This is a genomic window from Sulfurisphaera ohwakuensis, assembly GCF_009729055.1.
Taxonomy (GTDB): Archaea; Thermoproteota; Thermoprotei_A; order Sulfolobales; family Sulfolobaceae; genus Sulfurisphaera; species Sulfurisphaera ohwakuensis.
On the sequence record NZ_CP045484.1, the window covers coordinates 1,035,149 to 1,047,799 of the forward strand.

A 12,651-nucleotide genomic window follows, 5' to 3' on the forward strand; every position below is an offset into this window, starting at 1 on the left:
AGTCTAAGAGTTGGATAATTCAACTACGTTTAAATTATCTGACGTAAATTGGAACAATTTTTACTCGATGAAAATATTTCATTTTTTACATTTTAAAATTATAATTATATAACCTTGATAGTCCAATATTATGTTTAAGAAAGTGAATATTGTTTAACATTTTGCGAATAAGACTTAAATATCAATTTAAAATATTCACGTATGTGGGCTGAAAAATGTTTCTAACACCTAGGGAGCAAGAAAAATTGCTTATTTCATGGGCTGCAGAAGTTGCAAGAAGGAGAAGAGCTAAAGGATTAAAGCTAAACTATGCAGAAGCTATGGCAATTATAGTAGATTATATTTTAGAAAAAGCTAGAGAAGGAGTTAAAATGGAAGATATAATTAAAGGGGCACAAGAATTATTAACTGAAAACGATGTTATGGAATATGTACCGGAACTTCTTGATCTAGTCCAAGTAGAAGCAACATTTCCAGATGGTACAAAATTAGTTACAGTTAGAAATCCAATAAAAAGTAGCAAGAGAACATTAAATACTTATGTGATTCAACAAGGGGAAATAGAAGTTAATGGAAAAGAGATAGAATTAGAGGTAACTAATACTGGTGACAGACCTATCCAAGTAGGCTCACATTTTCACTTTTTTGAAGTAAATAAGGCTCTAAAATTTGATAGGGAAAAAGCTTATGGAATGAGATTGTCAATCCCAGCAGGGACAGCCGTAAGATTTGAGCCTGGGCAAACTAAAATTGTTAAGCTAAGAAAGATAGGAGGTGGAGGAAGGGTTACTGGATTAAACGGTTTAACAGAAGGTTCTCTAGAACATAATAAGGAAGAGGCTATTAAAAGAGCAAAGGAGAGGGGATTTACTTGAGAATAAGTAGAGAAAGATATTTTGAGCTATATGGACCAACTGAAGGAGACAAGATTAGGCTAGGGGATACAAATCTTTACATAACGATAGAGAAGGACTTAATTAAAAAAGGAGATGAACTGGTTTTCGGAGCCGGAAAAACTGCTAGAGATGGTTTAGGTTTATTGCCTAGCGTCAGAGAAGAGGAGGCGATGGATTTAATAATTACTAATGTAGTAATTCTCGACCCTTTATTAGGAGTTATAAAGGGAGATATTGGGGTCAAAGATGGCTTAATTGTTGGGATTGGTCATGGCGGTAATCCTTTTACAATGGATGGTGTAAATTTTGTTTTAGGTTCTTCAACTGAAATTATTTCTGGGGAAGGGTTAATTGCCACACCAGGTTTTATTGATACTCATATACACTGGGTTGCTCCACAGCAAGTTTTTGATGCTTTGTCGGCCGGATTTACAACACTAATTGGTGGTGGTACTGGACCAGCTGAAGGGACTAAGGCAACTACTGTAACTCCAGGGAGTTGGAATATTAAGATTGTTGCTGAAGCACTTGATTATTTCCCATTAAACTTTGCGTTAACAGCTAAAGGTTCATCCAGTAGGATTACTATGGAAGAAGTATTAAGAAATGGTGCGTCTGGTTTTAAGATTCATGAAGATTGGGGAGCTATGCCTAGAGTAATAGATGAAACCCTAACAGTTGCTGATGAATACGATGTTCAAGTAACAATACATACTGATACTTCGAATGAGAGTGGTTACTTAGAAGATACGCTCAGTGCTATTAATGGTAGAACAATTCACGCTTATCACGTAGAGGGTGCAGGAGGAGGGCATGCTCCAGATATTATTAGGATATGCGCAGAACCTAACGTTTTACCTTCATCAACAAATCCTACGAAACCTTATACAATACACACTTATGAGGAGCATTTGGAAATGTTAATGGCTGTACACCATTTAAATCCAAAGGTTCCTGAAGATATTGCTTACGCCGAATCGAGAATTAGGGAAGAGACAATGATGGCAGAAGATTATTTACACGATTTAGGAGCAATAAGCATGATGTCCTCAGATTCCCAAGCTATGGGAAGAGTTGGAGAAACTGGAATAAGAACTTTCCAACTTGCACATAAAATGAAAGAACTAGGATTAGTCCAACTAAGTGATAATGAAAGAGTACTAAGATATTTAGCTAAAATAACAATTAATCCAGCAATAACCCATGGAATTTCTGATTACGTAGGCACTTTAGCACCAGGACATATTGCTGATATTGTACTGTGGGATCCAAGATTCTTCCCAGTAAAGCCTTACATGGTTATTAAAGGTGGTGCAATTGCCTGGGCATTAATGGGGGATACAAATGCTTCAATTGCTTATGCACAACCCGTACTTTACAAACCAATGTTTGGATATTACTCTGCTAAAAGCGTCTCATTCTTCTTCTCTGCAACTGATGGAGTAGAGAACTTGTCGAAGATTGTAAGAAGAAGAGTCTTACCAGTCAAAAATACTAGGCATCTAACTAAAAAGGATATGAAATATAATGATGTTTTACCAAAGATTGAGGTTAATCCAGATACTTATGAAGTTAAAATTAATGGCACTGTACCAAAAGTTCCTCCTTCAAAATCATTGCCGCTAACTCAATTATATTTTATGTATTAGGGTGGTATCATGATTTTGACTAAAAAGTTGGGAAAAGAAAGTGAAACACATGAATTAATAGAGAAGGCTAAGACATTAGGAATTTTTAGAATAGTAGAGCTTTCTAGAGAATGTTTTGAGAGGCAAAGATGTAGAGGTAAGACTGATAAAGGAGAGGAAGTCATAATAAACTTAAAAGGCGTGCCAATTTCTGATAGCGATGTTTTTCAAGCTGATAATGGCTATATTATTCTACTAAAGGAGAAAGAGGAAAAAGTTATAGAGTTCAAAATAAATGATTTTACTTCTTTCATTTTAGGTTATATTATAGGAAATTATCACATGAGAGTTATGGTTAATGAAAACAAAGTTTACATATCAGCGGAATTAGGTGAAGATTATTTGACACAAAAATTTAAGAATTTTAATCCTAAAATTACTAAGATAAAATTTAATCCAAACGTAGATATGCCAGTACAACCTGTGGTGGTTGATTTTGCTAACACCTAAAATATTTCAATTATTTGATAGCGCATTACCAATAGGTTCCTTTAATTATTCTTTCGGTGTAGAAGAAGCTTGTATGAGGGGATTTGAGATAAGGAGATTTATTAGAGACATTTTCTTTAATGTGATTATGAAGGGGGATGTTGCAATAATAGAGTTAGCTTATGAAGATCCAGAAGAAGCTGATAAAATACTTTATGCATCAAAACTTCCCAAAGAACTAAAGGAAGCAAGCGTTAATATGGGTTTATCCTTAGCTAGGCTGGAACTTTGTGATGACTATTATATTAAAAAAGTTAATAATGGTGAAGGTATAGGAACTTATCCAGTTATTATAGCGAGATGCTGTAAATCTCTAGGAATTAGTAAAGACGACTGTAAAGCCGGTTTGGCTTATGCTGAACTATCCCAATTGGTTTTTAGCGCAGTAAGGCTAAGGGCTATAGATTTTATTGAAGGACAGAAAATCATTTGGTATTTGCTTTCTCAATATAAGGAGGAGAAGGAGTTTGAGCCTTTCAGTCCGGTTCTGGACATTTTGTCAAAACTTCATGAAGAAAGAGAACCTAGGGTGTTTCTCGCATGATCAGAATCGGAGTTTTAGGTCCAGTTGGTAGTGGTAAGACAACGTTAATAGAGTTCTTAACAGAATACTTAGTAAAGAAGGAAGGACTTTCAGTGGGAATAATAACTAACGATGTTGTATCTTCTCATGACGCTCTAAGAATTTATCAGAATTTAGTGTTAAAGGAAAAGTTATTACCAAAAGAAAATGTAATAGGAATTGTAACGGGTGGTTGTCCCCATACGGCAATAAGAGAAGATCCTTCAGTAAATTTAAGAGCATTAGAAACTTTAATAAAAAGAACGAGTTTAGATGTTATATTTATAGAAAGTGGAGGAGATAATGTTATGTCGACATTTAGCCCAGTGTTGGCTGACTATACAATCTTTGTATTAGATACAGCAGCTGGTGATAAATATCCCGGAAAAGGAGGATTAGGAATTCAGGAAAGCGATTTACTTGTTGTGAACAAAATAGATTTAGCACCTTTTGTAGGAGCTGATTTAGAGAAAATGAGAAGAGATGCAGAGAAGATAAGGAAGGATAAACCTACAGTCTTTATTAGTTTAAAGACAGGAGATGGAATAGACGATTTAATTAAAATTATAAGAAGTGAATTAGAACTTGAGGGGCTTATTAGAAGTTAAAAACAGTTTGATAAAAAGAAATGGTCCCCTATCTTTTTTTGAATCTCAAGGTCTGGGGATATTAGTTAATCCTTCTGAGGTTTTAGCTAACAATGATGAAGTGAAAATATACATAGAAAGAGATAAGGGCATAATTACTGATCAAGCATATACAAAAATATTATCTAGAAGTAATGTGAGAATATACGTTAAAATAATGGCTAATGTACTATATTATTTTCCTCATCCTATAATTTTTTACAATAAAGCAAACGCAAAAATTGAAACAGAGATTTACATAAATGACTTTGGAAAGATCGTTGAGGCATATATTTTAGGTAGAAAGTTTCACAATGAGGAATTTAAAGAAGGAGATATAAAGAGCATTACAAAAGTATACTATAAAGAGAGACTATTAATTTATGATATTTTTAGAGTTAAAAATGAAGATTATAAGAGTAAAAATATTATGGGTAGTGAGGCATTACTTACAGTTTTAGATATAAAAAATGGTGGAGAATACGATTTCAAAAGATTAATAACTTCTTCAGAAAAAATTGACAGCTTATGGAGGGAAGAAACCAAAATTTGGTTTTAACTTTTACCATTTAGAATAGTATAGCCATTTGCCATTAAAAGTCAATAACATTCGTGGATAATTGTTTTCGATAACTTTGTCAACATAAATTTTTACATCAATCATACTCATTATACCATCGCCAAATAGTTCATGAGCAACATCCTTGATTACCGGCCCATATAGTAATACTCCTTCATAAAGCCTATATATAAATGGATCTGTAGGAGGCCATGGTTGAGCTGGAGTCCTCATTGGAGCGTCTAACAATACTGGTTTAAACTCCTTAGGTAAATCTAGTAAAGTAATTATCTTATCAGCTTCTTCCTCAGTAGCTTGTGCATAACCATATAATAACATTGCTGCATATACTTTATCCTTTCCTAAATACTTTCCAATTTCTTCCCATGTCAACCTTTTTTCCCTTTTCTTCTTTAGACTAATTTCCCTTAGCTCTTTTTTATCAATCATATATAAATATTATGAAAAGTATTATATGAATTTTTCGTTAAAAGATAACTATATTTGGTGATTCTTTAATTATCTTAACAACAACTTGTGTAGAAGTTCTCTCGACCTCTGGAATACTCATAACTTTTTCTAAGAATTTTTCCATGAACTCCTCTCTGGTTTTATATCTAGCCATTACAATAAAATCATTATCGCCTAGAACAAAATATACTCCCCAAACCCCTGGTATTTGTGCTAACTTATTGCCTAACTCCACATGATAATTTTTACCATACTTAGCTTTTACAGAAGTTATTACTATGTAATCAAGGTTTAATGAGGCTGGATTAATATATGCATAATAACCCTTAATTACACCATCTTTTTCTAACTTCTTAATTCTATATGATAAGGTAGACTTGGGAATTCTAATTTCCCTAGCTATCTCATCTAAAGAATATTTTGCATTGTGTTGAAGAATTTTCAAAATTCTTAAGTCTATTTCATCCATAGACTATATATTATAAACAAAAATATAAGCCTTTACTTTGAATTATATCTAATCAACACTTATAATAAAGAAAGACTTACAAAAAATCGCTTATAATCTTTGGAAGATACGCAGTAACAACTTAATTTGGAACATTAAAAATTCTCAAATTTACAACAAACACTAGCCAACATATTAAACCTCTATTGAACTCATATATTTAGATAGAATTGAGACTAATCCCTTTTATCGCTTCTTAGCCTAAGATAAGTAATATGCTCATAAAAACTCCCTCTCCTTCATTCTCTCCGCAATAAAAATTGACTCAGTTAACCCCACGTTCTCTATAAATCTAATTCTCACTATAACATATAATGAAGCCGATAATTGTTCTATGAACTTCTCCATTCTATTGCACTAAATAAATGTATCAACACAGAGAACAACTCTTCCTTTACAAATATCTGTAAGTAAAGTGAGTGTGGAGATAGTGTCGTCATTAGGGTATAAATTCTGGGATTAGTCTTCTCTCCCATAAGACTAGTGCTATGGAGTACTTTATTATGCTTATGCTCCTATTCACTGCCTTTGTTGCCCTCTTGAAACGTATAAGCCTATCCCTTAGTGAGGAATGTAGCCCCTCGTTGGGGTTAACGGGTGAGACAATCGTGTGATCCTTTAACCAAAAGTTGTAATCATCACTCACCCACCTACCCTCATCTGGCAAGTACATTTTAATCTCACTGAAAGTATTCTCATCCCTATCACCAACAGAGTAAATTGGGTAGAGTCCAAGACCCGTGAAAACGTAACAAGTGAAGACCCACTTGTAGAAAGCCCTAGTGTTTCTGTACAAGTACGTCCACATCTCATCAACAACCTTAGTAACAACCTTACCCTTAACAAACTCTTTAGCCTTATTCCATAAGTCAACTAGCTTCTCATACTTCCTCCCACCATAACGCTTAACCCAAGTAAACACAGTACCCAAAGGTACGTTAAGAACCCTAGAAATAGCCCTCATACTCATACCATTAGAATACATCCTCAAAGCCAACTCCCTAACCTATATAGGTTTTATTAGCCGGGGAGAGTAATACTCCTCGGCTGGGGAAACATGGTCGAGGAAAGAACTGAAGCAAAGTCTTCGGTCAAGGGCGTGACAAACCCCTACCGTCGGACTGAACATTGTGGAAAAATCCACGAATATAGGTGTGACAAAGAGGTAGGGGTAATAGGAATAGATGTATCAAAAGATTATCTAATTACAAGTAGGGGGAGGGAAAGAAAATACAAGAACAACTTGAAGGGTTACGAAGAAATCCTCGAGATGAAACCTTGTATAATAGTCCTAGAACCTACGGGAGTATACGCAATAAGACCAAGCCAATACTTCAAGGAGAAAGGAATAAAAGTACTACAAGTAAGTCCAAACGTGTTATTAAGAGAAAAGGAGTTTAGAGGAAAGAAAACAGATTTTTATGACGCTGAAAAATTAGAAAACATGGCTGACAAGGCTAAAGAATATGAATACAACCCCTTGAAGGAGTTAGTAACACTCTACCTCTTCCTCAAGGACATGGAAGTAAAATACGAGAACAGGCTAAAGAGGACACTATTCCTAGTAAGTGACAACGACAAGATAAACAAGGAAAGGTTAGAAAAACTCGCAAATGGGGATTTTACACAAGAAGAGCTCTACAACCTAGAATACACACCAATAGTACTCGAAGAAATAAGAGTATTGGCAAAAACACTCTTGGAAACGCAAGAGAGGTTGAAAGAGGTTAGGAGGATGATTGAGGAGCAAGTACCGGATAATCACGTTTTGTTAACAATTCCAGGAATTGGGAAGCTTGCAGCTGGGATTATCATGGGGATTGTTAACGATATTAGGCGCTTTCCTAAACCAGAATCTTTTGTTGCTTATTGTGGTCTTGATCCGGTTGTTGAGAGGAGTGGTAGGGTTGTTGTGAGTAGGGGGATTTCTAAGAGGGGTAATAAGTATTTCCGTAGTTTATTCTACTTTCTTGCAAAGATGAATTATTCTAGGTCTTTTCCGAATTTAATTATCTTACCCTCCTCGATTAGGATTACTCCATTATCGATTATCTTCTCGCCGTCAAAAACTTTCTTCCCCTTTACAGCGAGCATAAGTTATGAAAGGATTTGAAACTTTTAAATCAGTGGGTGAAGATGAAGGTAGAGGTAAAAATATTATTGTAAAAGATTTTGTCCAATGGTTCTCTATATTATAATAAGCTACTATGATCTTAACTAATCTAGAAAGATTTTTTACAACTGCTATAACTTAGAATTTTTGTCTGGTTATATTGTTACTAGCTAAGGTAAGTAAGTTGTTTAAAACGATGGAGTTTTGTGATGTCTATATAGAGAAATATATATCAAAAGGTAATGATCAATCAAGTGTGCCTAAGAAAATTTTATTTTTAATATTTTTATTTTATTTATTGTAATATACTTAACTTATTTCTGATTTGATAAAAAGAATATGGGTTGTAGTTTTAAAGAAGGTATTAGTAAACCTAATGTATTTGTGATTTTTAAAGTAAAAAATCTCTATCTTTATTTCAGAATTAAAAATTTCATTCTCAAAAAAGCTATTCCGGAGGTAGGACTTTAAATAGTTTTTCAATATCTAGACCGTTTACCTTTTCTCTGTATTTTTTAATCCCTAAGTAATACACAGTCCCTAAAACAGGAAGTGCTATAATTAAAGCATTAGTATCTAAAGCATTCCCAGCAAAAACTATACTTGCATACGTGGTATTTATTATGCTATAACCTAATGCTAGTCCTACAGAGATTAACAAGTCGACTGCTGCTAATATTCCAATTATTACTAATTTTTTAGAGTCCTCATCAGATATCATGTCACCTAGGATTTTCCTCTTACCTAAAAGTATTGCAGATACGATAGCTGGCAACATTTGGTAGATCATAAGTATCGAAAGAATTCCAATTGAAGTTATTGCGAAACCACCTAATGTTTGCATATAAACCCAGAACAAACTTATTCCCGTTACTAGTAAACTACCTAAAATTGGAGCCCCACTTTTAGTTACTGTGGATAGCTTTTCTGGTAATAATCTATCGAAAGACATAGCTAAAACTACTCTAGCACTTAATGATAATAATACTATACTTATTGCTAATTCTGCTAAGAAACCTGTTATGGCTAATGTCCATAGTAAAATGGGGTTATTTAATACCATTATTCCAGCCCATATTACAAACCCCTCACCGAAAGAGACGGGAACGTTTCCCCAGCCATTTAAAGAAGCATAATTAAAGAAATTAAGCCCTATAGCATACTCAGCTGCAGCACTTAACAAAGCTACAAAGAAGTCAGCTAATATCCACCCTATTATCATACCATATCTTATGGTTTTTCTACCACCTTTATACTCCCCTGCAAAATATGAAGGTCCAAAGAACCACGAATATTCCCAGATCCATATTAATATTGCGAAAACTATAGTTGTAAATACATTAAATGGTGCAACTAAACTAGAACCTTGATTATAGAGCGATTGATATGATCCAGATTGAGAGAAAATCGTAAGTAAATTATTATAAGAACTAACGAAGAGAGTGTTACCGCCTATGAAAAATATAGCTGATGCTATTATAGGTCCAGCTATTTGTCCCAATACCATAGATACTAATACTACCCAAGACATATACTTATTATGTAATGAGATTATAACTCCAAATAAAATTGTAAAAATTGCAGATGTTATAAATAAATATGTAGGATTAGTAAGTATCGAATAACCTAAATATACTAAACCATAATCTCTAATAGCAAATCCAATTAATTGTATAGAAGGAACAAACCCTGCTATCACTGTTAGTTCTATAGTAGTAAATGCTGCTAATAACGGGACAGTAATTATGTTAGTTATTCCTTGTATTGTTCCTATTAGTGAGTGTAGGAATCTTGATATGTATATGTATTCTCCGGAGGATCTTGGTATTAGTTCTGATAATCTTAAGTATATGTAGAATGGTGGTATTGCGAATAGGAAGCCTATTAATGCTGATAAGCCGAAATTGTTAGCACCAGGAACACCGGGGGAGTAAAGAAGAGTATAATAAGCAGCTAAAGGCAGTACTAACGTTAAGACCTTTCCTGCAGCATCTTTCATTCCGAAATGCTTTATAAGTCCAGATGATTCCCTTATAAGCAATTTTTCATCTTTTTTCATGTTTAATCACTGGTAAAATTTCTCATCAATGAATTATTTAAATATCTGGAGTAATATGAAAGTAATTAAAGTAATATTTTATCTTACATCTTATTACGATAGCTAAAGGACATATTAAACACTGTTTAACATGTTTTATAAATCAAAACATATATAAGATTCTCAAAATCATATTAACATAATGGCACCTGAAAAAACGAATCAAGGGGTAGCTGTTATAAAAACCATAAGGTTACCTAAAAAGGTAGTTCAATCTATAGAGAAGATTGCGTTTATGGAAAACAAAAAATTTAATAATATAGTAAACGAAGAACTCATAAAATTCGTGAACTATGTCTATAAATTAAGAAAAACCAGCGGTAACGAAATTATAATTTCCTCTCGCTTTTTTTCTTTATTTATTGATTTATTAAATGATGACTTAAATAAGATAAAGGAGCTATTCTATAATTATGGTAAACAGTGGGGGAAAGAATATCTAATATTATGGAATAGTAATGAAAATAAATTGAATATTAATTTTAAAAGTTTTATTAATTTGATCACTGTTACGTCTAATTACTCTAATCTCTTTAAGTTAAACATTGAATATGAGGATAACGATAATACGCTGACGTTAATTTTACATCATAATTATAACATAAAATATTCTGCTGCATTAGCGGGATATTATTTAGGAATCTTAGAACATGTCAAAAGTGTTGAAAAAATATCTGATATAAAGGTAGATGTAGCGGAAAATAGTGTTATTTTCACAATTTCTTTCCTATTTAAAGAAACCTAGTGTATATGAGATAGGGAGTTAAGGAATGATCTAATATAACTTCTCTTCTAAGTAACTTCCATTGGCCGTTCTTTTTAATTAATGTATCTTTTCTTTCATATGATATGATATGCGGAGTGTCGTAGTCAAAACGAGTTACGAAAAGTAAAATAACGCTATGGACATTAACCGTATTAGGATCACCATTAGATTCTATTTTTACTCTAGTAATATGATATCTATATCTTGCTGGAGGGTCTTCGCTCCACACATACTGTGTGCCGAATTTTTTAACTCTTATTAAAAGAGATCTTATATCGTCATTAAAATAAGTCATTTTAGTAGTTACTTGTTCAGAACCTCTTTTCATAGTCAGCTTATATGGTGCAATGTACTCAATATTTTCATCAACAAGTTTGATCCATTCCTCTAGATTCTGATTTTCTAATAATTCAATTTCTTTATATAAAAATTCCAATATTTTCTCTTTAGTTTTTTCATCAACTTTTGATAGAACTATAGTCATTCTTGATCACCTTCCAGTAAATAATTAATATACTCTTCAAAGAAATTAAGTTGATTTATTTCATTGTTCCCACCGTAATAATATTCTCCCGGACCATCAAAAGTAGGATCTGGTGTTTCATGCATTCCAGCAAAGTAATATAAGTCTAAGTCTGAGCTTTTAGGAGAAAGTGCGTTTTCAGTCATTCCCTCCCATATTACAACATCATCTGGTTCTACTATTCCAGAAGCTCCAAACAATCTAATATATGTTTTGAAAGATAATTCCTTTAGTTTCTCTGGGGCATCTTTCTCTACAGCCCACCAAGTCCATATTTCTGTTTTATCCACATCTATAGGCCTCCATAGTCTAAATGATTGATAAGGTACTGGTATATCTGCAGTTCCGGCACCGTAAGCTGTGTTATGAAATGCAAAATTAGGGAATATATTTCCTATCATTCTATTACTATCCACCCATACCTTGTACTCTTTTTCAGTTAGTAATTTCTTAGCTTTTTCAAGTAATTCTGGCCACCATATAGGATAGTAACTTGGTCTAGGATAGTTTGGTGAATCAAATTTATTTGGACCAGCAAACATAACCCCATGACCTCCTTTTAATTTAACAACTGCTGCGTATGCTGAAAACAAGTTACTATAGGGGGGAACAACCCCTCCGACCTCATAAGCAAAACCATGAGCAGTTAAAAAGTGCCATGCATCACCTATGAAGTTGTCTACTGCTGTTTTCCAATTAGCTTTGATTATCCATCTTTGAGGGTATGAGAATTGTAAACCTTTTTCAGTTCTTTTAAGTAATATATCTAGATAGAACTTAGCATCACCTAAAAAGTCCTCTAATGGTTTGGCTTTATCATTCATTGTACCAAAAATTAACCCATCATAAATAGCTATTTTCACTTCAAATAAAGGTAAGTCTGAGTTCTTAAAATTGGGAGCTATTAAATGCCTTGCTGGAATTCCAACAAGTTCACCAGTAGTTTTAAACGTTAAACCGTGATATTGGCATTTAAAGAATAATGAATTACCCCTATCTTCTCTAATTAATTTAGCACCCCTATGAGGGCAGACGTTATAAAAAGCTCTTATTTTACCGTCTTCATCCCTTACTACTATCACTGATGTATAAGGTCCCATATATCTTAATACGTAATCACCTTTGTTTGGAATCTCTGACTCATGGGCTAAGCAGAGCCACACTTTACTAAATATTTTTTTCTGTTCTAATTCAAATAACTCCCTGTCTGCAAATAACCATAATGGAATTTTCCTTTCCTTTATTTTTTCTTTAGCTTTTTCGAGTCGTTCCTTAATATGTTGTGGTAGCTTATCTTCCATAACCATCATTAATCTAATAGTAAATTTAGAATTTATAATTAATTTATACTA

At 33.3% G+C, this 12,651-nt stretch carries 13 protein-coding genes and 2 pseudogenes; 8 read left to right on the forward strand and 7 right to left on the reverse strand.

Annotated elements, in window-relative coordinates; genetic code table 11:
* The first annotated feature begins 215 nt into the window (after positions 1-215).
* Genes D1869_RS05840 through D1869_RS05865 form a run of 6 tightly spaced genes read left to right on the forward strand, consistent with a single transcriptional unit; the run spans position 216 to position 4,820 of the window.
* A complete protein-coding gene (locus tag D1869_RS05840) occupies positions 216-875 on the forward strand; it encodes an urease subunit gamma (protein ID WP_156014321.1) in 660 nt (219 codons plus the stop codon).
* The gene (ureC, locus tag D1869_RS05845) at positions 872-2,545 is read left to right on the forward strand and encodes an urease subunit alpha (RefSeq protein ID WP_184651073.1); all 1,674 of its coding nucleotides are present in this window, start codon (positions 872-874) and stop codon (positions 2,543-2,545) included. The genes D1869_RS05840 and ureC overlap by 4 nt, the downstream gene beginning before the upstream one ends.
* 9 nt (positions 2,546-2,554) lie before the next feature.
* Positions 2,555-3,034 (forward strand): urease accessory protein UreE, encoded by a 480-nt coding sequence (locus D1869_RS05850; protein ID WP_156014323.1) that lies wholly within the window; start codon positions 2,555-2,557, stop codon positions 3,032-3,034.
* A complete protein-coding gene (locus D1869_RS05855) occupies positions 3,021-3,617 on the forward strand; it encodes an urease accessory protein UreF (RefSeq protein ID WP_231113752.1) in 597 nt (198 codons plus the stop codon). Before D1869_RS05850 ends, D1869_RS05855 begins: the two co-directional genes overlap by 14 nt.
* Positions 3,614-4,243, forward strand: a complete 630-nt coding sequence (gene ureG, locus D1869_RS05860; protein WP_156014324.1) for an urease accessory protein UreG — start codon at positions 3,614-3,616, stop codon at positions 4,241-4,243. The genes D1869_RS05855 and ureG overlap by 4 nt, the downstream gene beginning before the upstream one ends.
* Positions 4,221-4,820 (forward strand): urease accessory protein UreD, encoded by a 600-nt coding sequence (locus tag D1869_RS05865; protein WP_156014325.1) that lies wholly within the window; start codon positions 4,221-4,223, stop codon positions 4,818-4,820. The genes ureG and D1869_RS05865 overlap by 23 nt, the downstream gene beginning before the upstream one ends.
* Positions 4,821-4,823: 3 nt before the next feature.
* On the opposite strand, the gene cynS is transcribed toward D1869_RS05865, so the two are convergent.
* From cynS to D1869_RS05880, 4 genes and pseudogenes are all read right to left on the reverse strand, one after another.
* On the reverse strand, positions 4,824-5,270 hold the full coding sequence (cynS, locus tag D1869_RS05870; protein WP_156014326.1) for a cyanase: 447 nt from the start codon (positions 5,268-5,270) through the stop codon (positions 4,824-4,826).
* A 37-nt stretch (positions 5,271-5,307) separates the two neighbouring features.
* Positions 5,308-5,760, reverse strand: a complete 453-nt coding sequence (locus tag D1869_RS05875) for an Lrp/AsnC family transcriptional regulator (protein WP_156014327.1) — start codon at positions 5,758-5,760, stop codon at positions 5,308-5,310.
* 258 nt (positions 5,761-6,018) lie between these two features.
* Positions 6,019-6,147: a hypothetical protein gene (locus D1869_RS15660; RefSeq protein WP_260311228.1), complete on the reverse strand. Its 129-nt coding sequence runs from the start codon at positions 6,145-6,147 to the stop codon at positions 6,019-6,021.
* Between the two features lie 91 nt (positions 6,148-6,238).
* Positions 6,239-6,805 (reverse strand): annotated as a pseudogene (locus D1869_RS05880) (helix-turn-helix domain-containing protein); the annotation flags it as partial.
* A 51-nt stretch (positions 6,806-6,856) separates the two neighbouring features.
* Between D1869_RS05880 and D1869_RS05885 the strand changes: the two are divergent.
* Positions 6,857-7,810: pseudogene (locus D1869_RS05885) on the forward strand (IS110 family RNA-guided transposase); the annotation flags it as partial.
* A gap of 550 nt (positions 7,811-8,360) precedes the next feature.
* On the opposite strand, the gene D1869_RS05890 reads toward D1869_RS05885, so the two are convergent.
* Complete coding sequence (locus D1869_RS05890; RefSeq protein ID WP_156014328.1) at positions 8,361-9,971, reverse strand: amino acid permease; 1,611 nt, start codon at positions 9,969-9,971, stop codon at positions 8,361-8,363.
* Between the two features lie 181 nt (positions 9,972-10,152).
* Here D1869_RS05890 and D1869_RS05895 point away from each other — a divergent pair, with 181 nt between their 5' ends.
* Entirely contained in the window at positions 10,153-10,755 is a 603-nt protein-coding gene (locus tag D1869_RS05895; protein ID WP_156014329.1) for a hypothetical protein, read from the forward strand.
* Here the strand turns inward: D1869_RS05895 and D1869_RS05900 are convergent.
* Both D1869_RS05900 and D1869_RS05905 read right to left on the reverse strand, forming a co-directional pair.
* Positions 10,742-11,260, reverse strand: a complete 519-nt coding sequence (locus D1869_RS05900; RefSeq protein ID WP_156014330.1) for an aromatic-ring-hydroxylating dioxygenase subunit beta — start codon at positions 11,258-11,260, stop codon at positions 10,742-10,744. The genes D1869_RS05895 and D1869_RS05900 overlap by 14 nt on opposite strands.
* Complete coding sequence (locus D1869_RS05905) at positions 11,257-12,600, reverse strand: aromatic ring-hydroxylating oxygenase subunit alpha (protein ID WP_184651092.1); 1,344 nt, start codon at positions 12,598-12,600, stop codon at positions 11,257-11,259. The genes D1869_RS05900 and D1869_RS05905 overlap by 4 nt, the downstream gene beginning before the upstream one ends.
* Between the last annotated feature and the right edge of the window lie 51 nt (positions 12,601-12,651).